Genomic DNA, 26792 nt, shown 5'->3' with positions numbered 1-26792 from the left:
GTAAAAGTAAGATTAAAGTAAAATAACAAACTTTATATATTTTAATTTAGAAATAAATTGAATATAGAATGGACATATTATGAAAGAAAAACAGAAAAAATTAAGAAGAGTTTTAAAAGTTTTACCTGCTTTAGGAATCCTACCAGCAAGTGTTTTAACGCTTACTCATTTGTCAAAAACTAGTGAAAATTCAACTAAGCCAAAATTTTTAAAAAATGAAGCAACTAGTGGTAGTGCAACTAATACACCTGTAACACAAGATAAAATTAATCAATGAGCAAATGCAATTAGTGCTGATTATGATACTGAAATTAAAAATTCATATCCACCAGCACTATGATTTAGTAATGCTTTAGAACCAAGTTCTACTCCAACTGCCAAAGAATTAACAGATGAACAAAAATCTAAATTTACTTTTACAATTACAGATGGTCAAAATACATATCATTCAGTTTGAGAAAATGGAAAAAATGTTTTTAAAGAACTTGGTGTTTATGTAAAAAACTACTACTTTAGTAATTTTACTATTGAAGCAGATAGAGAAACAGGGCCAAGAGGTTCATCATCCCAAATACGAAATGAAAAATCGTTAAATTTACAAGTTTCATTAGGATCTCTTAACGAAGCAGAAGATAGTAGTTTAACTGAAACACTTTCTAATCAAATAACCATAAATGGCTTTATTGATGAAAGAAGTAGAATTAGTCTATTATCTAAAGATGTTGCTCATTTATTTGATGAAGAACCTGGTCTTTTTTCTCGTGATGAATTGGATCGTCATCCATCAACTTTTTTTCATCAACCCAATTTTATAGATGAATTAATACGAAGAATGCGTAATCTTCTTAGTCAACATCCTGAATTCCAAGTTGACATAATTACTGCTGATACACCAGGTTTATCACAAACCATAATTGAAAATGGCAAAGTTCAATTTTCATATCGTGAACCAACTTCTAAATGACATGATAAAGGATATTATAGCGATAATGAGGGATGATTTTCATATAAATATAGATTAATTTCAACAAGAGAAGGATTAACTACACAAATAGCACCTAGTGGTCATTTAATTCGTAGAATTACTTTCACAACACCAACAAGTGAAACTACTAAAGTTAACACTTTAACCAACGAATTACAAATTGAATATAAGGATAAAAATCGTCTTTTAAATTTTCCTTCAACTTTCGAAATTAATGAGCAAACAAAACAAAACTTAGATATTTTTGTTTATGCAACACCAAATGAAAGAGATGATCAAGAAACAACTGAAAAAGTTAAACACACAGCTGTTTATGAAAATGGTGAATTCATATTTAAAGATTTAAAATTGAAAGTTTCTTTATTGGAAATAGCAAATAATATAACAAACGAAAATGATGAAACTGGAATAGTTAATTTAAAAGTAAAATTAAAATCTACAAAGGAAGATTTTGAAAAAATTGAATCGGAAGAAACCACTAGAGAAGCTACAGGTTTTAGAACTGAACAAGGTAGATTAAATGCATTATTTGCTTCTAAAAGAGAACAAATAATTAATTCACTATTTACTTCGGAAGAAAAAAATGCACTTCCTTCAACAGTTAACAAAGCTACTTTAATTAACAAATTAAATGCTTTATTTCCTAGTGATTATGCAAAAACTAGTGATGATTTAATTACTACATTTGATCCAAATAATGCAGACGGTACTTTAACAATTAAGTATAAACTTAATTCAACAAGAAATGATCTTACTCATGTTCAATCAAGTGATGATAGTGGTGAAATAGTTATTCCTGGTTTTTATTCAACAAATGCTGAAAATCAAAGAATAAGTGATTTAGTAAGCAAAGTTACAAGTGCAGATTACCAAAATAAAACTAATGTATTAGCCGCCAAAGAATTTTCAAATATTGTTGCAAATGATAATAGTGATAAACATAAAGTTACTTTAACTCAAGATCAAATTAGTAAATTAACTTTTACTATTCAAGATGGTGATCAAACTTATACTTCAACATATCAAAATAATAGATTAGAATTTCCTCAATTAGGAGTTTTTGTAAGAGATTACTATACTGAAAACTTTAATAATGCCAATGATAATATTGATAACAATGGTACTTATGTTGGTCAATTGCCTTTATTTATTGGTTTAAGTAGTTTAAAAACAGGTATGGCTGACTTAATTAATGAAAATTCAAGTCCTAAAGTAACAATAAGTGGTTTTAAAGCAGAAACAGTTAGATTGATTGAAATACAAAAAGCGAAAAAATCAGAAGTTGAAGCTATCTTTACCGAAGAGGAAAAGACAAACAAAAGAGCTTCAGCGATAACCAGGGAAGAAGTTGAAGAAAAATTAAAAACAATTTTTTCAAATGAATTAACAGAATCAGACGCTTTGATTAGAAATAGTTCAATTGGTCAACTTATACCGGATGATTCAAAAGGAATTTTGGGAATTATAATTACTATTAAATCAACAAGAGATAATTTAACCGATGTTAAAGCAAATGAAAATCTTATAGTAAGAATTCCTGGTTTTATTTCAGAACAAACAAAATTAGATGATTTAATTAATCGAGTAGAAAGTGTTAATTATAATCCTAAAGATTTTCTTCTAAACTATCCAACATCACAAACTTTAGAAGCAAACAACTTAACAGTAACAATTAGAGATGCAGAAGGCACCTTACACACTTCACAATTGCAAGATGGTGAAGTCATCTTTCCTACACTTGATATGAAATTGGCAGATGTTACTTTTGCACCTTTAACAAATGCAAATGATGCAAATGGATCAACAAATGTAACTTTTAAATTACAAACTACTTTAGCAACCGCAAAAAACGCCAAATCAGCTACTACTACAACAAAAGAATTAAGTGGTTTTAAAACTGAGGTTGAGCGTTTAAATACTGAAATATTAAATCATGCAACTAACGAAAATGTTAATGTAACAAATAAAGAAAATCGCTCACCTTCTGAAGTAACTAAAGCAGAAATTGCAACACTACTTAACAATTTATATAATACTCCTGCAAATGCTCAAATTGTTGAAAGTGACATTACTCTTAATCCAAATAATAGAACAGGAGTTCTTGAAGTAACTTATAAACTTACTTCAACTAGAAATGATTTAACTGAAGTAAAATCTTCTAATTCACGTACTTTAACGCTTGATTCATTCTTAGATGCTGACGGTGAAAAAAGAAGACTAGATGATTTAGCAACAAATCACATTACTTTTTCTTACACTGGCGCTTCAGATATTTTGGCAGATTTCAATAGTACACAATTAAGTGAAGAAAATCTTGTTGTTACTATAAATGATGTAGTAGGAACATATAATTCAAGAAGAAATTCATTTACTTTTGCTGCACCAATTAATGCCGAAGTAACTGAAATTTACTTTAATGATAATGAAGATAGAAATGGAACAGCAAATGTTGAATTTAAGTTAGTTTCAACTAAACCTAATTTACGAAATGTTACCACTGAGCTAAAAACAAAAGCAATAAGCGGTTTTAAAATTGAAAAAACAAGACTTAGTGAATTAGCAACTGCTAAAGCAACAGAATTAGCAAATGTTCAAGATCCTAAAGTTTCAAAAAAAGCGGCATCAGAACTTACTAAGAGAGAAATTGCTGATTTACTAACTTCAGTTCTTACTAGAGATCAAGCACGTATTAGAGTTGAAGATATTCAAAGTGTTTCAGTAAATAATCAAGCTGGTGAAGCTACAGTTATATATAAAATTAATTCTGCTAGAGAAGCAGATAATTTGCAAGATGTTGTCACAGAGCAAACTTATACTAAAACATTTAGTGGTTTTATAACTCTAGAACAAGAACAATCAAGACTTGAAGAAATTTTAAGTACAGCTTTAGATACAATCGATTACACCGACAAAGATAATTGACCTACAAATACAACATTTGAAAATAGTAATGTAACTTATTTATTAAATGATGAAAAGCAAAGAGGACTTGCGACTGATATTGAAAATAAAGTTGAAGTATCGGCTATTGATTTTAGTAATAAAAAAGACCTTACTGGAAAAGTTGATATTACTCTAACTCTTACTTCAACACGCCCTGGATTTGAAAATGTGACAACTTCAAATAGTGCTACAGTAACTGGTTTTGCAACTGAAGTTAATCGTTTAAATCGTATTTTAGTTGGAGAAGAACACAGGATACCTTTACCAGTAAGAATTGACTTTCTTGCTCCTAATGATAAAACTTTAAGGGCTGCTTCAACTTATACACCTGAAGAAATTAAAAACTTACTTCAACCATACTATGATAGTTCATTTGCAAGAGTTGAAAATGTTCAATTAAGCTGAAATAATAAAACAGGAACTTTAGAAGCTACTTACACTCTTTCTTCAACTCGTGAAGGACTTGAAAGTGCAAGATCAACAAAAACCAAAACTCATAGAATGAATGGTTTTAAAACTGAAGAACAAGAAAGACAAAGATTAGCAAGAATTTTTGAAGAAATTCAAGTTGCTATTGAAAGAAAAACTAATACTCCAATTTTAAGTAACTTAGTTCTTAATGATATTACTTTAACAGTAAGAGAAGAAAATGGAACATTGAATTCGGAAAATTCTACATTTACCTTTAATTCGCCAATTAATGCAATTGCTAAAAATATAACTATTACTGATTTGGATGATGTAAATGGTAGTGTAATTATTAAGATTGCTGAACTTGCTTCTAATGAAGCAGGATTTGAAAATGTATCTGTATTAAATACTCGTGATCAAAGTGATGATGCTGGTATTTCACGTACTGTTGAAGACTTTTTAACTGAAAGTCAAAGACTTGATAAATTAGTTGATCAAAATGTTGGAGAAATTACTTATTCAAATTCAACAGTGCCTAAATCACAAAAACTTGCTCAAGATGTTACAGTTGTCGATTTAACTTTCTCTAAAGATGAAAATGAAAATAATTGATACAAACTTCTTAGTGATGATGCTACTTTAACACCAGACAATAGAGCAGGAACAGTTACAATTACTCTTCCTATAAACTCAACAAGAGAAAATTTAACTACTATTAAATCTACTAAGAAGAGAACAATTGTTCTAGATGGCTTTAAAACAGCTTATCAAGACGCAATTGACAACTTAAATAATTTAGACAAAGATAATGTTGCAGTTACTCCACCAACAGATAGTAATTCAAAATTACCAAATAGTGATGATGTTAAAAACAAAGATAATTATTCTATTACAATAAACAATAATGATGATGAAAATATTGAAGCTCAAATTATTGGAGTAGTTGGTTATGATGAAATTAATGGTAGAACTTTAGTTGCCTATCGATTAGTTGATAACAATCCAGAACATTTAAGTGTTGATAATCAAAAACCAACTTCTAAAGTTTTCTTTAAAGTTGTTAATGGCTTTAAAACAGAAGCAGAAAGATTAAATGATCTTAAAGAAAATGCAGATGCAAGTTACACTTATACAAATGCTGAAAAAGCAAAAAATTCAACTTTTGCAACAGCGGTTGTAGCAAATGATTTTACTTTTGACTCTACTTATGCAAGAGAAAATAAAGTGACTTTGGAAAGTCCAGAACTAAGTGGTAATAATGCTACTGGTACGGTGACAACAAATTATAAATTAGCCACTGCTAAAACTAATGAAGAATTATTCAAAATTACTAATGACGATTTAGATCAAACTGCACAAAATGATTTGAACACTTTTGCAAACGATAATTTTGCAACACCAACAGCAGAAGAATATCATGTAACCGTTAATAATACTCACACTGAAAATGGCTTCTTGACTAACGAACAAGATTTAGTAAATAAAATTAACGCGCTTACTAATGAAATTAATGATAAGGAAAATCTTTCAAGTGAAGAAAAAGCTAAATTAATTGCTGATTTAAATGCGATTAAAGATACTTTTGATAGTGAAGCTGAAGAAAATAATACAGCTGCTTATCAAAAAGCAGTTGATGCAATTAGTACTATTAATAATAAAGCTGATGAAACTGATGAAGCTAAAGGTACAAAAATTAATCAAGTTGACACTCTTTATCCAAACTTGAACAAGGCACAAAGAGATCAAGTTAAAGAAAATATTAAAAATTCGAACACACTTATAGATATTTCTAATCCAGAATTACCAACCACAAGCGAAGTTGAAAATGACGCAAATGCTTTAAATGAAGCTATGGGGCAATTAAATAATAAAATTGCACAAGAAATTGAAGTTAAAGAGCATGATAAATATACAAAAGCACCTGCAGCATTAAAAGCTCTTTATGATGCTGCCATTCAAGCTGCAAAAGATTTAATTCCCGCTGTAAATAATGCTGATGGTCAAAATGCGCAAGTTCCTGATTTAGGTAGTTTAACTAACTGAAATATTGACAATGCTGCTAAACCAGAAGATTCTAATTATAATAAAGCAGCAGTTGATGAATTAAATAGAGTTATTAATGAGATTCTTGATCAGATGAACACTTTATATGAACAAAAAGAAGCTGCTAAAAATGAAATAGATAGACTTCCTTATCTTTCAGACAATGAAAAAAGTGCTCTAAAAGAAGCGATAGATAATGCTCCAAATCAAGCAGAAATTCAAAAACTTAAAGACAAGGGGCAAAATATTAATGATGCTAAAGAAGCTGAAATTAATAAAATTAAAGCTTTGGAATATTTAAGTAATGATGAAAAAGAAAAATTTACCAGTGAACTTAAAAACAAAGATACAGTTTCAAGCGATAACTTAGATTTTAATCAAGATGATCAAGATTCCCTAGAAACAATTACAAATAAAGCAACTGACACAAATACAACTAAGAAAAATCACTATGATGAGGTAATTAATACTTATCCTCATTTAAATACTGCGCAACAAGATGCAATACGTCAAGCAATTAAGGAATCTAACTTAGAGATAATTGAAGGCAAGAACACACCAATAACTCAAAGTGTTCTTGATAATGCTCAAAGCTTAGATGATTCAATGGCAACTTTAAGAGAACTTAAAGATGCACAACCTGATATTCTTGCTTCAAACATTTATACAAAAGCAAGCGATGCATCAAAAGAACTTTATAATAAATTGATTGAAGCTGCTAAGGAATTAGCAAACAATGCTAATCCAACAGAAACTAATTTGGAAAATGTAGAAGTTGAAGAAACCACTCCAAATTGATCAAAAACATCTGTAGATAAGCTTAATGAAGCAATTATTAATGCACTTAAAGAAGTGTATAAATCAGCTATTGATAATCTTGATAATTTAAGTGATGATGAAAAAACAGCTGCTAAAGCAGAATTGGATAAATCTACAAATAATACCTTAGAAAAAGTTCAAAATATTATCAATGATACAACTAATTTAAACACTGAGAAAAAAGCGTTAATTGATGCGGTTGAAAGAACTTATCCTCATCTTAATGCTTCACAACAAAATGCAATTAAAGAAGCAATTAAAGGTGCTAATAAAGATTCACAATTAAGTAATGATAACAATCATCCAACAGTGGAAAGTGTTCAAAATGATGCTCAAGCACTTGATAATTCAATGGAAAAATTAGCAAACTTAGAAGCAGCTAAAGAAACTATTAAAACCTTACCAGCTTATCTAAATGCTACTCAAGAATCTAAAGCTAAATATGAAAAATTAATTGCCGCAGCTAAGGAATTACTTGCCAATCAAAAACCAAGTGATGAAAATGTTGCCCTAATTGAAGATAATTTTGTAAATCCAGAAACTGCAAATTGAGCAAAAACATCTGTGGATAAATTGAATGTAGCAATTGAAAATTCATTAAAAGAAATTTACCTTTCAGCAATTGATGAACTTCCTTATCTTTCTGATGAAGAAAAAGTGACTGCCAAAAATCAAATTAATGATTCAGAACAAACTAAACCTCTTTCAGAAATTTTTAGTGATGTTTTATTAACAAACAATGAGAAAGAACAAGAAATTCAAAATGTTTCAGTTAACTATCCACATTTAAATACTTCACAACAGGAAGCAGTTAAAAAAGCAATTAAAAATGCTAATAAAGATGCAACACTTAATCCTAATTCACCTAGTGTAGAAGATGAAAAATCTAAAGCTCAAACTTTAGATGATGAAATGGCAATTTTAGAGAAATTAAATGCTGCTAAAGAAGCTATAAAAGAGTCAAATATTTATGTAACTGCTACTGATGAATCTAAAGCAAAATACAATAATTTAACTGACGCTGCAGAAAGTTTGATTAATGATCAAAATCCTACTAATCAACAATTAGAAGATACAAACATCAACGAGAATGATGCTAATTGAGATAAAAATAATGTCAAAACATTAAATGATGCGATTATTCATGTACTTAAGGAAGCTTACAAAGATGCAATTATGCATAATGATAATCTTTCACAAGACGAAAAAGACTATTTTGTAGATCAATTAGACAAAGATGGCATTGATACTTTAGATAAAGTTCAAGAAATAGTTAATAAGGCTAAAGAAATTAATGATGCTAAAGAAGACTTAATTAACAATGTTGCAAAACTTTATCCTCATCTAAATGATTCACAACAAACAAGCGTTCAAGAAGAAATTAAAACTGCTAATTTAAATGCTGAAATTACTCCAGAACATGCACAAGTTAGTGAAGTTAAGGAAAATGCACAAGCATTAGACGATTCAATGGCACAACTAGAATTAAGAGAAAGTGCAAAAAATGCAATTCACACAAGTGATGCTTATCTTACTGCAACAAATGAATCAAAAGAACTTTATGACAAACTAATTAATGGTGCTAAAGAATTAATTGACAATCAAGTTCCTAGTGAAGAAAATGTTGCTGACATTGAAGAAAACTTTACAAATCCAACAACAGCTAACTGAAATAAAACTAATGTCGACAAATTTGTAACTGCTATTGACAATGCGCTTAAAGTTCTTTATAAGTCTGCAATTGATAAATTAGAATACTTAACTGATGCTGAAAAAGCACAAGCTAAAGATGAAATTGATAATCCAGCAATTAATATTCAAGATACCTTTAATGATGCACAAAAGATTGATAAAACTAAAGCAAATGAAGTTGCCCAAGTTGATAGCAACTATCCACATTTAAATGCTGAACAAAAACAAGCGGTTAAAGATGCAATTAAAGGTGCAAATTTAGATAAAAATACTGATTTAAATAGTCCAAATGTAAATGAAGTTAAAAATTTAGCTAAAAAACTGGATGATTCAATGATAAAAGTCAATCGTTTAGAAGTTAACACAACTTTACATTCAGAAACTATTGCTAACATCAATAATTTTGCTAATACTCCAAATAATCCACTAGTAAATAAAGATCACGAAAGTGCTAACAAAGCAATTGATAATCTTAACAATGCACTCAAAGAAGGAATTAAACTCGACAACCAATTCCATGCACTTGAAAATGCGTTTGAAGTCTTTAAAAATTCAGATGCATTAAGTCAAGAAGGTCAAATAATTAAACAACAATTAATTGACCAAATCAATAGTGCAAAAGAACTAATTAGTAAAATTCAAAACCCATTAGATGAAGTTTTAGCTCCCGAAATTATCAAGTTAAGTAATTTAACTGATAAATCGCAAACTTATGTTGATTTAGTTAATGCATTATTAGAAAAAGATAGTAATAAATATGATCAAGCAATGCAAAAATTAATTATGCAAGAAAAACTTTCAGCTAATAATTTGAGTAAACTAGATAATAAAATTAAAGATAAAGAGTACTTTAATAATTTTGATCAAGATGGCAAAAATAAATTAAGCAGTAAAGACTTAGACCTTGCAAACAATTCTTTAGCAAAAGTTATAGTAACTGCTCTTAATTTAAAAGATAAATCATTGTTCTGAATTCCAATTATTTTATTTATTGGTGGTGTATTAACTTTTGGAATTGCGGCCGGAATTGCTAAAAAGAAAAGTAAAAAAACTAAACATTAATTTCTAATTGATACCTAAAAAAAATAATTAAAAAAACACAAATTTCATTTTAGGATGATTTTGTGTTTCCCAAAATGCAAGTTCTATTGCAACGCTAAAATAAAACAAAAGCTTATTATTAAAGACAAAAAATGTCTGAAGTAATAAAAGTGCTTTTGTTTTTTTATTTAATACTTTTTCTTTTTAAAAAATAAGTTTCTTTTTGTGTTACTTAGTCTTTTTAAATTATTCTTTTTGTAAAGAGGTTCATCTAGAGAAATTGGATTTCATTTATCATCAATATTATTGAACATAAAGAAATTTTCATCAGCAGAAAATCATCCAAATATTTTACGTGGCATTCTATTAATTTTATTTTGAACTTCTAAGATTTCTTGGTCCGAATATTCACTAAAACTTGTTTGTTTTTTAAAATATCTTCTTACCAAACCATTAAAATTTTCAATTGTTCCTTTTTCAAAAGAAGCATATGGATCAGCTTGATAAATATATATTTTTAATCGATATCCAATATAAAACAATTTATTGAATTCAAAACCGTTATCAGTAGTTATTGATTTGACATTTAATCGATATTTTTTTATTAAATCTCATAAGATTAAATTAATAATTCATGAGTTTTTTGAAGGAACTTTTTTTATGATTCCAAATCTGGTTTTACGTTCTACGAAAGTTAATAAATGTTCTGAGTTTGTTGCTTTTTTACCTATAATTAAGTCAATTTCTCAATGTCCAAATTCAGATCTGTTATTAATATTATTTGGTCTTGTTCAAAAAGGCCTTACTCATCTTTTACCAACCAATCTGTCAATTGGTCCATTGTTTCTTTTTCCACCTTTTTTATATTTTTTTCTTAATCTATCAGAAGATTTTATGATTCAAAAACCGGAATTTATTCAATTAAAAACAGTTCTTAGAGATGGAATTTTAATATTTTGAAAATTATTTAAAATTTGCTGGTGCGTTATTTCCACACCCCATGTTTTTTTATCAAATAACTTTTTAAATTGTTTATTAAATTCTTGATAATTATTAAATTTATTTATCATTTTAAAATAACTAGATCACTTTTTACGGAGATGACTTTTTTCTTCAGCTTCATCTGCAAAATAACCTCAAAAACCAGAATTTAATTTTATTTCTCTAGATAAAGAAGATTTATTTATACCTATAATTAAAGCAATTTTGCTTAAGGAATAATCAAATTTTTTAAGCAACATTTCAATGCTTAATCTATTTTTAAAAGTTAATTTGATATTATTAATTCAGTCCTCCAAAGTGATGTTTTAGTGTTGTTTGGGGGACATTTTTAATACAAAAAAAACATTCCCCGCATTAATTTTACTTAAATTAAGGAATGTTTTTTAATTCGCGAATAGCGACAAACCGTTGCAATGGAACTTGCAATCGAGGAAACACAAATTTCATTTTAGGATGATTTTGTGTTTTTTTAATTTCATTAATAATAATTTTTTATATAAATTAACAAAAAGAATTCTAAAAAAAATAATATTCTAATGTATTTTAATAAAAAAATTATTAAACAGATTAGAATTAATAATTAATAGCATATTTTTAGAAAAATTATATCGTTTTTTTTTTTTTTTTTTAGTAAAGTACTAAAATTTAAAACAAAACAAAATTATAGTAACATTTTTAATTTTAATTTTAGAAGTTATAAATTTGAAAGGCATTATGAACAAAAACCAGAAAAAAAATAAAAAAATTTTAAAATTTTTACCTCTTTTAGGACTTTTACCAATAAGTGTTTTAACAATTGGGCAATTAACTAAAAGTAATTTAAACGTTAAAAAGAACGAAGCATTAAACAATAATCAAAAACCACCATTTACATTTGGGCATGTGATTTTAACTAGTGATAATGAAACTATCACTAATGATTTTTCATCAGAAACAAAAGATAGTTTTATTTCTTATAAAAATATAATTTTTAATTTACTAAGCGATTCTTCTGATTTGGGCCAAAATGTAAATAAAATTCCATTTACAAATGCAAATGTATCCAAAAATTTTCCAGTAATTGGAACTAATGCATCAGGTGGAAATCATTCATATTATGTATACTTACCAGATGATTTAGAAATTTTTAGAAATAAAATTGAAGAAATTGAAACTTTAACCTTCGATGAAAGTTTAAATGTTGCACAAAATTTTGAAAAATTATTTGAAATAATTGATGATTTTTTAGATTTGCATAAAAACTTAAATTCTATTTTAGAAGAACATAACATACCTTTTTTCATAAAAGATGAGCAATGAACAATCTGAATTAAATCAATGAAAAAAATGTTTAGAAATTTAAGGGAGATACGAAATTATAATGATAACTATTTAAATAATTTAGATCTAAAATGAAAATTTCTTGATCCTTGAATTTCAAACTATAAAATTATTTGATTAAAAAAAATATTTGGTGAATTATCAAAACCTAAGAATGAAAGACTTTCAAATATATATAACTTTAGGATTATTGATTTCTTAGATTTACCAACAAGAAAATCTGATTTTTATTTAGATGGAAAAATAAGAGAAGACATTGTTAAAATAAATGAATTAATAGGATTAACACCAAATAATTCTTGATTACTTAGTGGTTCTGCATCGAATTCTTATTATAATAACACTGCGTATGAAAATTTTACTGGTGGCAATGTTTTTTATCAAATACTACGTTCTAGTACTTTTAATGATGGGAAAGATGCCATTTTATCTCTTTTAGAATATATTTTATCTAATAATGAATCTCTTTTATCCCCTGATGAAGAAAATAATCCTGTTTTTGAAGAATTAAAATGACTTGTTGATAAATCCTATTCTAAACCAGATTTTATAGATGCAGAAAATTATTCTTTCAAAGATGTATCTGCTTTATATTTAAAACTATTGATTGAGTTAGTTAAAAAAGATCTAGTTAAATATTCTGAAAAAAATCAAGATCAAATAGTTGAAGATTATTTAAAAGAATACAAATCAAATTTTGAATTTTATGAGGAAAATTCTATACTTCTTGACTCAGCAATTCAAGAAGCCAAAAATTATAAAAATTCTACTTTTTCCGAAATTCAAAACGAAAAATATAGTGTATTTTCTAATTATTGAAATAGCAATATTGGAGGTTCTGTACTAAAAACTCCTTTTAAATTTTTAAAATCTGTTGAAAGAGATGATTTGTTAAATTATTTAAATAAATTAATAGAAAAAATTAATAATGATGTTTCAGAAAATAATTTAGATGAATTAAGAAGTGTAGAAAGAAAAATTTATAAAGCCATTTTTGCGGCTAATTTTAGAGAAAAAATTTTACTTTACACTATTCAAAATCTTCTTGGTTATGGAAAAGATTCTTATAGAAATTCTATTCATAATTTAAATAAAAGTCAAATGCGTGATTTGATTCAAACAATTTTAAATGTTCCAATTCCCGCAATAAATTATGACAATTTTGAAAATGACATTGATGATGAAACTGTAAATAATTTAAGCGGATCATTAGCTAAGTATTTATTTAGATACGTAATTGGAGGAAGTAATTATCAGTTTGTTGATTTAAATAATAAACATCCTTTTATCAGATTTGATAACAATTTAATCGATTCAATAAATACTATTTATTCTAAATTATTTGAAATTACAATTAATTCAAAAAATGAATTAACCAAAAATAATGAATTGCTTGAACAAATTCAAGAAAAATTAAATACTATTCCAAATTTCACAAAAACAAACAGTAAATTTAAAGAAATTTTTAATAATTTAAACACATTAAAAACCAAAATTTCAAATTTTTCACAAGAATTTTGATGATTAACTGATAAAGAAGGCGTAAGTAAACCAGAAGTAACATTTATTAATAAAGAAGATGGATCAAACAATTATAATGCTAAAGAAATGTTAAAATTTGCAAGAGAATTTGACAAAAATTATCAATTGTTACAAGCATTTAACGATAATTTTTTGACAAAATTTCTTGAAAAATTAGAACAAAAAATTGCGGTAAATACAGAAAATGATAATCAAGAATTTTATTGAAATGATGTAGAAATAGAAAATTATTTAAATTTAGCTAAAAAATGATTTGAAAAATTTGATAGTTTTATTTTGGATTTTTATTGAACAGATTATTATAAAAATGATGATTATGATAGTAATTTGTCAGATGAAGATAAAGAATTACAAGATAGTGAAAACTTTGTAAATGGAAAAAAACGTTATTTCTATGATCCAGACATTTCTTCATCAATACTATTAGAAACATCAGAAATTCAAGAAATTGCTAAAGGTGAAAATTTTGAAGAAAGTGAAATTTTTGATCAAAATCAACCAGAATATGAAGAAAGAGATGCAGATGATTTGGAATCTTCTTCAAATAATGAATACTATAGAAAACTTGGTTTTTATGATATAGACAATAGAATAAAATTCAGTGAGTTTAGTTCATCTTTAGATGTTTCTAGTAATTTTAATAATGCATGAATGTCACCCTTATTTGAATCATTAAATGAAATTACTAATAATTATTTAGAATCAAAAGTTTCTATGATTTCAGATTACGTTGATGAATTAGGACATTTAAATGATGCTCAAAAAACACATGTAAAAGACTTTTTTGCAACCAAAGAACTTGATTATATTCACAATGAGCTTGAAAACAAGTTACGTAGTGATGATGAAAGTATTAAAAATGGTGCAGATTTTGTTGATTTAAACAAAGCAATGGAAGAATTAATAAATACTAAAAATGATACAGAAATTAATAATCCAGAAAATGATTATCTTCCAGAAGCTAATTGAGTGCTAAGTGATGAAAAAGAAAAACCAGAAACGATATCTGACAATTCAATTACTGATAAAAATTACAACTTAGATCAAGTTAACAAATTAATTGTTTTACTTAAATATCAAAATCATAAAAAAGAAATAATCGAAAACATTAAGGAATTAACTAATTTAACACAAGAACAAAAAAATACATTTTTAGAACAAGTTGAAGCAATTGTGGTTGATGAAACTAATGATCAAACAAATGTAGAAAATTTAAATACTATTTTAGATAAAGCAACGGAAAAAGATACTGAAATAAAAAATAATAAATTAACATTTGATAATTATAAATCAGCTAAAAAAGAAGAAATTGATACTCTTACCAATTTATTACCTGATGATCAAACAAACTTTAAAAATAAAATTGAAAATGTTGTATACGATCCAAATAAATCACTTGAAGAAAATAAAGCAAAAATTGATAATATTGTTAAAACAGCAAAAGATTTAAATGATAATATCAATAGATATATCGAAGATTTTAACAATTACAAAAATACTTTGATTACTAGAATAAATCAATTAGAAAATTTAAATGATAATGAAAAAACCACATTTATTAATCAACTCAATGCTCTTAACTATGATAGAACTGAAAGTTTAGAAAATAATAAGGCAAAACTTGATCAAATTTTCAATAGTGCACAAAGTGCAGATACTGAAAAAGCAAAAAAAATTCAAAATGTTTTAAATGCTTTAAATAATTTAAATCAAAATCAAAAAACAGCAGTTAAAGAAAATTTAAAAAATCAATCTAGTGAAAATTTAGACAATGTTGAAAATGCTAAAGCGCCATATGAAAATTTAAATAACAAAATGGGTGATTTAGCCACAAAAACAGAGCAATTAATAGCAAAAGATCCATCTGCTTCAATTCTTAATGAAGCAAATTGGGTTTTAGATAAAGAAGAATCATCAAAACCTGAATCTATTACTGCCGGTAATAAACAAGATAATAATTATAATGATGCACAAGTTGAAACATTAATTAACCAATTAGACTATAAATTAGACCAAGAAAATAAAAAAGTTGAAATTGATGCTTTAACTAATTTAACTCAGGAACAAAAAAACGAATATAAAGAACAACTTGAACGTGTTTATCATAATGATCAAACTCTTGCTCAAAATAAAAATGCATTAGAAGAAATTTTAAATAACGCAAAAACTAAAGACGCACAAATTGCTAATGACAAAAATGACTTTAATGCGTATAAAGAAGCTAAAAAAGTAGAAATCAATGCCTTAAATACTTTAAATCAAAGTGAAAAAGCTGTTTATTTAGAGAAAATTAATAATCTTACTTTTGACCCTAGTCAAAATTTAGAGACTAATAAAGCTAAGGTTGATAATATTGTTCAAGAAGCAACTTTGACTAACACAAATAAAGAAAATAAAATTAATCAACTAATAGCTGATAATTTAAATAATTTAAATAATCTTCAAAAAGCAGAAGTTAAAGATCATTTAAAATCAGAAAATATGACTAATTTAAATCAAGATAGTATTTCATCATATCAAGAATTAAATGAAAAAATGGGTCAATTAAAAGCCAAAGAAGCAGAAGTTAGAGAAAATTTTGCAGATCTTGATTTATTGGATGAAGCAGCCTGAGTTTTAGACAAAGAAAATTCTTCAAAACCTGAATCTATTACTGCTGGAAATGAGCAAAGTGATAATAATTACAGCACTAACCAAGTAACTAATTTAATCAATCAATTAAACTTTGAAGAAAACAAAAAAACAAAAAGTAAAGCAATCAATCTCTTGACTAATCTCTCTAGTGAGGAAAAAAATCATTACAATAAATTAATTGAACAAGCTTCTACTAATGAAGAAGTTAATTCTATTTTTGCTCAAGCACAAAATAATGATCAAGCAAAAGGTAATTTAATTAACGCTATCGATAGTGATACTGCTTATCAATATCTTAATGAAAAACAAAAAGAAGCTATTAAAGAAGAAATTAAGAATTCAAATAATATTGAAATCGATAATTCACAATTAGCTTCAACATCTAGTGTAATTAGCAAAGCTAAAGAACTTAATAATGCAATGCATTCATTAAAGGATCTTGTTGATGATAAAGTTAACACTAGTCAAGTTCCTTATAGTGGTGCAAATTTAGATAATAAAAATCAATACAATGATTTAATTCATGCAGGTGATGATTTAACAAAAAATACTAATCCATCCAACGCTTTACTAAATAACAAAATTACAGAACCACATGATAGTGCAAATTGAAACAAAACTGCTGTAGAACAATTAATCAATGCAATTAAAGATGAACAAAAAGCTCTATCATATAGTGCAATTAGTAATTTAGATAATCTTTCAGAGGAAGAAAAAGATCACTTTAATGCTATAGTTAATGATCCTTCTTCAACTCCTGAGCAAATTAAAGCTGCAGTAGAAAAAGCTAATGAAATTAATCAAAATAAAACAAATGCAATTAATCAAATTAGAAATAATCTTGAATATACAAATTTAAATCAAGCACAAAAAGATGCTGCAATTCAAGCTATTAAAAATTCTAATGCTGAAGTTTATTCAAATGCTTCAAATCAATCATTAACTAAGGTTTTAGAAAATACTAAAGCACTTGATGATTCAATGAAAGTATTAAATGATTTAGTAACCAAATCTGATACAGTAAAAACTTCTAATGCTTACATAAATGCTTCTGAAGAAACACAAAATACCTATAATCAAGCTATTAGTGCAGCAAAAGAATTGCAAAATAGCACTAATCCTGATGTAAGTGGACTTGATGGAGTAGATAGTCAAAGTGATGCGAACTGAAATAAAGAGGCAGTTGATCAATTAATAAATAAAATCAAAAATACACTTAGAAATGTAGACAATGATACTATTAACAAATTACCTAATTTAACAGATGCTGAAAAAGAAGCATTTATAAATGAAATTAATAATTCTGAAAATATCACTCCAGAAGAAACTCAGGCAATTGTTAATAAAGCAAAAGCATTAAATAATAAAAAACAAACTGCAATTGATAAAATTAATAATTATCCAAACTTAAGTGATGAAGAAAAAGCTAAGTTAACTAAAGAAATTCAAGATGTTGATTATTCTGCAAATACAAGCGATGCAACTAAAGATGGTGAATTAGAAAATATAGTTAATGATGCTAAACGTATTAATGATGCCAAACAAGCTAAAATTGACGCAATTAATACAAATTATGAACATCTTAATGATTCACAAAAAGAAGCTATTAAAGAAGAAATCAAGAATTCAAATAATATTGAAATCGATAATTCACAATTACCTTCGACATCTAGCGTAATTAGCAAAGCTAAAGAACTTAATAATGCAATGCATTCATTAAAGGATCTTGTTGATGATAAAGTTAACACTAGTCAAGTTCCTTATAGTGGTGCAAATTTAGATAATAAAAATCAATACAATGATTTAATTCACGCAGGTGATGATTTAACAAAAAATACTAATCCATCCGACGCTTTACTAAATAACAAAATTACAGAACCACATGATAGTGCAAATTGAAACAAAACTGCTGTAGAACAATTAATCAATGCAATTAAAGATGAACAAAAAGCTCTATCAAATAGTGCAATTAGTAATTTAAATAATCTTTCAGAGGAAGAAAAAGATCACTTTAATGCTATAGTTAATGATTCTTCTTCAACTCCTGAGCAAATTAAAGCTGCAGTAGAAAAAGCTAATGAAATTAATCAAAATAAAACAAATACAATTAATCAAATTAGAAATAATCTTGAATATACAAATTTAAATCAAGCACAAAAAGATGCTGCAATTCAAGCTATTAAAAATTCTAATGCTGAAGTTTATTCAAATGCTTCAAATCAATCATTAACTAAGGTTTTAGAAAATACTAAAGCACTTGATGATTCAATGAAAGTATTAAATGATTTAGTAACCAAATCTGATACAGTAAAAACTTCTAATGCTTATATAAATGCTTCTGAAGAAACACAAAATACCTATAATCAAGCTATTAGTGCAGCAAAAGAATTGCAAAATAGCACTAATCCTGATGTAAGTGGACTTGATGGAGTAGATAGTCAAAGTGATGCGAACTGAAATAAAAATGCTGTTAAAAAATTGATAAATAAAATTGAAAATGCATTAAAATCAGCAGCAATTGATACTATTAATAAATTACCTAATTTAACTAATAGTGAAAAAGAAACATTAATTAATGACATTAATAATCCAGATAACAATACTCCTGAAAAAATTCAAGAAATTGTTGATAAAGGTAAAGAATTAAACGATAAAAAACAAGCTGCTATTGATACAATTAATCAAAAATCAAACTTAAGTGATGAAGAAAAAGCTAAGTTAACTAAAGACATTAAGGCAGTAGATTATTCAGGTAACTTAAATGATAGTAGCAAAGATAATGAATTAACAAATATTATTAATGATGCTAAACGTATTAATGATGCCAAACAAGCTAAAATTGACGCAATTAATACAAATTATGAACATCTTAATGATTCACAAAAAGAACAAGTGAAAAAAGACATTATTGCTTCTAATTTAGAGAACATTACTAACGCAGAAAATGAATTAACAACTGCTGCTGAAGAGAGAGCAAACGCTTTAAATAATTCCATGAAAGCATTAAAAGATGCTCTTAGAGATTCAAAAGTAGTTCAAAGTCAAGATGATTTTATTAATTCAACTAATGAAACATTAAAAGATAAAATTCAACGAGCAACAACTGCTGGAGATAAATTAGTAGTTAATACTAATCCAACAGCAGATGATTTAGCTAATTTAGATCATGCAACTGTACAAAATGATGAAAATTGAAATAAAGAAGCAGTTGATAATTTAACAAATGACTTAAAAGCCTTAATTAAAGACTTTAAGAATGAAGTTATCGATAATTTACCTAATCTTTCTCAAGCTGAAAAAGATGCTTTTAAAGATCAAATTAATAAAGCAAAATCTCAAGAAGAAATTGATAGCATTGTTGCTAAAGCCAAAACTGACAACACAGTTAAAGGCAATATTATTAAACAAATTGAGGATTTATCTAATTTAAATAAAGCCCAAAAAGCAAATTTAATTAACCAAGTTAAAAACTCTAATTTAAATTCATTAGACAACTCAAACAATCAATTAACTAGAGATGTTTTAGCAAATGCTAATGAATTAAATAACGTAATGGGTCAAATCAAAGATAAAAGTGCTCAATTATCTCCTTCACCATCAACTGCTACTATTCTTAATGAAACAAACTGAGTTTTAGATAAAGAAAATTCTTCAAAACCAGATTCTATTACTGCTGGAGATAAAGAAGATAATGACTATAATCTTAATGAAGCAAATGTTTTATTAAAGGCATTAACAAAAGCAAGATATGTTCAAGCAATTGATCAATTAGAATGATTGAATAAAGCAGAAAAAGATCAAGCTAAAGCAGAACTTGATGCTGAAAATGCTGATTACGATGCTGTTTTAGCAAAAGCACAAGCTAAAGATAGTAAAAAAGCACAAAGTTATAATGATCAAATTGTTCCAAATTTAGATTCTTTAAATCAGCCACAAAAAGCAAATTTAAAAGATATTTTTAAAGCAGCAACTTTAGATGAAACTTTTGATTCAAATAGTGTAGATAACACAAGAACAAGTGGTGTAATTAACAATGTTTCTGCAATTGCTAATTTAATGGAACAAATTGAAGAAATTTATCAGATTGATAAAGATCAAACATTAGAAACACTTAAGGCTAAAAAACCTTCAATTAATGAAGAAAAATTGAACGAATATTTAGATAACTTAATTATTGCTGGTAAAGTTTTAGAATTTGAGCCAAATGATCCTGAAATTGATATTAACTATTCTAAAGAAGAATTAGAAGATTTATTTAGAAAATTAATACTAATTAGTGGTTTTGATGATAGTAAATTCCCATACTTAAGTTCAAATGAGAAAAAAGAACTCAATGACACATATTTTAGTGATCAAACGACAGATGATCAAAAAATTGCAGTGTTAAATAAATATATTGATGTAAATCAGAAAAAAGCTCAAAAAATTGCAACTCTTAAAAATATAGAACTATTAAACAAAAAACAACAAGAAGCTTTTGAAAAAGATCTAATTAATCATGATTTAGAAGAAAACGATTCAATTATTAATGAAGCTAGAGAAGTTGGAACATTGATGAAACAAGTTAATGAACTTGTAGAAAACAATTCTTTTGACAACTTAAGTATTCTGCCTGAAGCTAATTGATTAGTAGATCAAACTACTATAAAACCAAGTAATTTAGTAGTTGGAGAAAAAGAAGACAACAACTACAATAAAGATCAAGTTGAACAAGTTTTAAATAGTTTACTTAATCAAATTAATTTAGCTAAATTAGATACTCTTAGTTATTTAAGTGAAGAAGAAAAAACTAACTTTAGAAATCAGTTGCAAAGTCCTGCTAGTCAAAATCAAAAAAATAATGAGCAAATTTTAACGAAGGCAACTGATTTAAACACCTTTAAAGGTAATTTAATTAATAATTACAAAGAAAATGATTTTACTCATTTAAATAGAGAACAATTAACACACTTTGAAAAAGATGCAATTAACAGTTCTCTTAATTCAGATAAGGAATTTGAACTTACATTAATTGAAAAATACAAAACTTTAGACACTTCAATGTCAGAACTTGTTCCACTTTATGAAAATTATCTTCCAAAAAATATCAATGATCTTTTCAAAGATAATTTAGAAGATTTAACTAATTTTGAACAAGCTATGAGAGAAGCGTCTTATATTCTTGAAAAAGATCCATACCAAAATCAAAGTAAACCAAGTGACTTTAATATTGATTATGATAATGAAAAAGTTCAAGATGTAATACAAAGATTGAAAATGTCATTAGCACACAATGAAAAAATACAACAACAAAATTCATTAAATGCAGATATTGAAGATCTTGAAAAAAGAATTAATTCATTGCCAAATAGAACTAATTTAGATCAAGAAACAATAAATAAATACAAAGATTACTTAGCACAAATTAAAACTGCACAAAGTAATGGTGATATTGAAACTCAGAGAACTTTAGTTGATGAAACTAAAGCTAGTTTGGATCAAGCAGAAGAACTAGATCAACTTTTAACTAATTTAACTTTAGATTTAGAAACATTTAAAAACTCTAATGCAAATGCAGAAGAAAGTCAAAAAATTAAAGTAAATTTAGTTAGTGAAATTCAAAAAGTTAAAAATTACGTAAATAACTTAAATGAAAAAATTAAAAATGATTTAAATTCTGAGCTTGTTAAAGAAGAAAAAACAAGTAATCTTGCTCAAAGTTACATTGACATTGTAGATGCTATTTTGAACAAAAATAACGAAAAATACAACGATGCAATGAAAAGATTAATTGACAATGAATTGAATTTAAATTCACTACTTACTCAATTAAATAATCAAATTAATGAAAATGCATATTTTGATTCATTTAATGATAAAGGTCAAACAAAATTAACTAAAAGTGATTTTCAAAATGTTGACTTTAGTCTTTTACCAAATGTAATTAATACAGCTCTTAATTTAAACGAAAAGACAAGTAAATTCTGAACTCCAGTTATTCTTATGATTGCAGGAGTTATTACTTCATTTTTAGCCTTCTTAATTGCTAAAAAAAGAAAAAAAGATAAATAATTAATAAAAACAAAAAGTACTATGCTTTTTGTTTTTATTAATTTTGCTTATTTATTAATTTGTTAAAAGTTTGTTAAAATTTTTTCATGATTAAACAGCAAATTAAAAAATCAACTTTTCAAAATTGAAATAAAAATAGAAGAATAACTCTTTATCTAGGAATTTGTTATATTTTATTAATGTTTGCAGTGACAATTTGAAGTTGACATATTCAAAAAAATGAATATTTAATTAAGTTAACTAATTTAAGCAAGGAGGAAATAAACTTTCTTTATTCGCATAACTTGGTGGCTTCTCCACTTGCGCTTTTTTGAAAAGTTACTTTAACTTTTACCTGAGTATCTAATTTTGCAATGGGTTTGAGTATGATTCTTTTTGCAATTTATCCTAATGACTGAAAAACACAAAGAGCTATGCATTTAACAACTTCTTATGTAACTATTACTTTTTTAGTTTTTTGAGGTTTAATTTTTGTTCCTTCAATTTTGAAAGATAGAATTGATGTAGAACATTTGATTTCAACTTCTATCGTACATTTTGTTACCCCAATAATGGGAATAGTTGCTTTTGTTTTAAATCGAAAAAGAATAAAGACAACAAAATGAACAATCCTTTTAGCAATGATTCCCTTAACTGCTTATTATTTCTTTGCTTTAATAGTGTTTTTAATTGGTAAAGACTTAACAACACCATTTAATCACTTAAAGAGCGACTCTAATTTTGATGCATATATAGATCTTTCAATTTATCCTTTTGCAAATTTTCTTAAACCACTTTTTTATAAAGGCGGAAATTTAGGAGTTATTGTTTTTTTAGATATTTTTGTTTTATTAGCTCTTTGTTCAATTGCAATCTTTTTTGCTTGATTTTGAGCTAAAATTTGTAAAATTCAAAAGGATACTGTAACCAAACCTTGAGCGGTTAATTAAATATAATTTTTAAATTCAAAATAATTAAAAAAAGCATATATACTTATGCTTTTTTTAATTATTAACCTTAACACTTATATATAGTTCATCTAATTGTTTTTGATCAACTTCACTTGGTGCTTCCATAAAGATATCTTGTTGTTTTGCATTTTTAGGAAAGGCAATAACGTCTCTAATTGATTTTTCTTTAGTTAAAATCATTAACAAACGATCTAAACCAAGTCCAATTCCACAATGCGGCGGCACACCGTATTTAAAAGCATCTAAAAATCAACCAAATTTATTTCTTTGTTGTTCTTTAGTCATGCCAATTAAATCAAACATTTTTTTCTGAGTTTCTTGATCAAAGATTCTAGCAGACCCTGATCCTAGTTCAAATCCATTGAGAACTAGATCATATGATTTTGCTCTAATTTCTGACATATCCAATTTGTCTAATTCGTCTAATTTATGGTCAAATTGAGTAAAAGGATGATGTGCTGCCATTCAAGAATTATTTTCTTGATCATATTCAAACATTGGTCAATCAGTAATTCATGAAAAATGATATTCATCATCATTTGCATATTTAAATTTTTCATTTAAACTTACTCTTAAAGCACCTAAAGCTTTAGAGGCATTTTCAAAAGAATTGGCAACTATGAAGTATGAACCAGTTTTTCTTTCAATTTGCATAAATAATTTTTCAATTGCACTAGGTACTTTATTTGCAAAATTAGTATGAATAATTTCATTATTTTCAATAACAAAGTAGAAAAGAATATTGGCACTATTTTTCTTAGCAATTTCCTCAAGTTCTTTAAAATCTTTTTTACTAATAATACTATCAACAAATAATAAACGTTTACTTGAAGCATCTTTAATAATATTAAATTCTGTATTGTTACAAAAATCATTGATATCTTGAATTTTGTAACCGAATCTTAAATCGGGCTTATCTGTTCCATAATCTCTTAAAACATCAAAGTATTTATATCTAGGAAAAGGTTTATTGCTTAGTTCAATACCTAAATTTTTAAATGCAAAACGGAACATATTTTCAATTTCTTCTTGAAAGTCTTCCACATTTTTAAATGATGTTTCAATATCTAATTGAGTAAATTCCGGTTGTCTATCTTTACGACTATCTTCATCTCTAAAACATTTAGCAAATTGATAATATTTTTCAATTCCTGAAATCATTAATAATTGTTTAAAAAGTTGCGGACTTTGTGGCAATGCTCAAAATTGTGCCTTATTTCTTGTCGGTACTAAAAAATCACGCGCTCCTTCAGGTGTGCTTTTAGCTAACATTGGAGTTTCAATATTTAAAAAACCTTGATTAAATAAATAATTACTAATAGCATTAGTTAATTTATTTCTAAGCATTAAATTTTGTAACATTTTAGGTCTTCTTAGATCTAAATATCTATGTTTTAATCTTAATTCTTCTTTAACATCAATGTCATCACGAATAGCAAAAGGTAATTCATCTATTGCTTGGCTAAAAATTTGAAAATTTTCAACAAGAATTTCTACTTCTCCAGAAGCTAAGTTAGGATTAGGTGTTTTTCTTAAAACCACAACTCCTGTTATTTCCAAAGTACTTTCTTTACTTACTTTCAAATCATGATTAAAAACACATTGAACAATTCCAGATCTATCTCTTAAGTCAATAAAAGTTAATTCCCCAAATCTTCTTTTATTAGCAACTCAACCATGAACAGTAATTTTTTGATTAAGTAATTTAGAATTAATTTCTGCATTGTTTATGATTTTAGTTTGCATTTTATTCTTCCTCTTCTATTTCTAAATTGTTCAATTGCTCTAATTCTTCTGATAAAAATTCAAGCAAATCAGCATAACCATCTTCATTAAAAGCAAAATTAATTTTTTCATTTGATTTTAAATTTTTAACTGTAAATATGCCACTTTGGTTAATTGGGTCATTAAAAATTACATATTTAGCACCAAATTTATTTGCTTTATCAAAAATCTTTTTATTTTTTACAATCTCTTTATTAAATTCAACAACTAAACCATAATTTCTTAATTCATTGCTTAGTGAAAATAAAGTCATTAAATCGTTTTCATTAGTTGAAGCAACATATATATCTAAATTTTCTAAAAAAGCTTTAAATAAAGAATTTTGGTCATCAATATCGTTTAAAATCATGTCAGCACAACGATCAATGCCAAAACCTCAACCACAAGCAGATAATTTAGGTCCACCTAATTCTTCAATTAAATTAGAATATCTTCCTCCACCAATGATAGTTGATTGAGCAGGACTATTTTTAGAATTAGAGACAAATTCAAAAACTATTTGATCATAATAATCAAGCCCTCTAACTAACGAATAATCAATTTGATATTTAACATTATTAGCCTGTAAAATAGTTGTTAAAGTAGAAAAATATCTTTTAGAATTTTCTGTTAAATAATTAAATATTTTAGGAGCATTTTTAATGAAATCTTTTTGAGAATCTTCTTTATCATCTAAAATTCTTAAAACATTTTTTTCAAGTCTTTCTTGATTGATTTCATTCAATTGATCTTTATATGGTAATAAATATTCTTTTAAGGCTTTTTGATAGGCATTACGGCTTTCTAAATCACCTAAAGAATTGATTTTAAGTGTAAAACTAACACCTAAATTATTTAAGATTTTTTTAGCCAATAAAATAATTTCAGCATCATTATAAGGATTAATTTCACTTATATATTCAACACCGGCTTGCATAAATTGTCTATATCTACCTTTTTGTGGTTGTTCATAACGAAACATGGGACCACAATAAGCAAATTTTCCACTTTTTGATGATGCATATCATTTATTTTCTATTAAAGCTCTCACAAATCCCGCTGTTCCTTCTGGACGTAGAACTAGTTCTCTTTGACCCTTATCTTTAAATTCATACATTTCTTTTTTAACAATATCACTTGTTTCAGCACTTCTTTTGAAAAGTTGCGCACTTTCAAAAATTGGTGTATCAATTCATTCAAAATTAAAAGAATAAACAGTGTCTAAAAATTCTCTTCTAATAGTTTCAATTAACTTTTCTTCTTTACCAAAAAGATCTCTTGTACCCTTAATCTTCGTAAACATTTTTCCTCGCTTTTTGTTATTTATTATTTCTACTTTAAATTGGATAAGAAATAAAACTAAATATTTTTATATTATATTTTACAGAATTCAAAATAAATTTAAAATGCTCCCAAACTTTTTATTTTATGCTTAAAAAATTATTTTTTTTATTGAAATTTTAAACAAAAAAATAAACAGATAATATCTAAGATTATGTAAATAAAAAAAAAAAAAAAAAAGTAAAATATATCTAATTAAATTATGTTATTTTTATTTATTTTTTAATAATAAATAGTATTTAATAAATAGTATA

6 protein-coding genes are annotated in these 26792 nt (G+C 26.2%); 3 read left to right on the top strand and 3 right to left on the bottom strand.

All coding sequences use genetic code 4. The features are described 5' to 3' along the window. Positions 1-79: 79 nt before the first annotated feature. Positions 80-9955: a lipoprotein 17-related variable surface protein gene (locus tag EXC37_RS01725; protein ID WP_029891738.1), complete on the top strand. Its 9876-nt coding sequence runs from the start codon at positions 80-82 to the stop codon at positions 9953-9955. 167 nt (positions 9956-10122) lie between these two features. Here EXC37_RS01725 and EXC37_RS01720 read toward each other — a convergent pair whose 3' ends face one another. Further along, entirely contained in the window at positions 10123-11175 is a 1053-nt protein-coding gene (locus tag EXC37_RS01720; RefSeq protein ID WP_129693837.1) for an IS30 family transposase, read from the bottom strand. Between the two features lie 475 nt (positions 11176-11650). Between EXC37_RS01720 and EXC37_RS01715 the strand changes: the two genes are divergently transcribed. Together EXC37_RS01715 and EXC37_RS01710 are read left to right on the top strand one after the other, a co-directional pair. After that, positions 11651-22483: a GA module-containing protein gene (locus EXC37_RS01715; RefSeq protein ID WP_129693836.1), complete on the top strand. Its 10833-nt coding sequence runs from the start codon at positions 11651-11653 to the stop codon at positions 22481-22483. Between the two features lie 86 nt (positions 22484-22569). Next, positions 22570-23412: an MAGa3780 family membrane protein gene (locus tag EXC37_RS01710; protein ID WP_051660725.1), complete on the top strand. Its 843-nt coding sequence runs from the start codon at positions 22570-22572 to the stop codon at positions 23410-23412. Positions 23413-23466: 54 nt separating this feature from the next. Here the strand turns inward: EXC37_RS01710 and aspS are convergent, their stop codons facing one another. Further along, positions 23467-25179 carry an aspartate--tRNA ligase gene (aspS, locus tag EXC37_RS01705; protein ID WP_029892108.1) on the bottom strand — a complete coding sequence of 571 codons (1713 nt, stop codon included), beginning with the start codon at positions 25177-25179 and terminating at the stop codon, positions 23467-23469. A 1-nt stretch (position 25180) separates the two neighbouring features. Beyond that, positions 25181-26500, bottom strand: coding sequence for a histidine--tRNA ligase (gene hisS, locus EXC37_RS01700; protein WP_029892107.1), 1320 nt, complete (start codon positions 26498-26500; stop codon positions 25181-25183). Positions 26501-26792 lie beyond the last annotated feature (292 nt).

This window comes from Mycoplasmopsis columbina (assembly GCF_900660685.1).
In the GTDB taxonomy this organism is placed as follows: domain Bacteria; phylum Bacillota_I; class Bacilli_A; order Mycoplasmatales; family Metamycoplasmataceae; genus Mycoplasmopsis; species Mycoplasmopsis columbina.
Note: the sequence above shows the minus strand (reverse complement) of the source record. Positions and strands in the feature narration are given on the sequence as shown.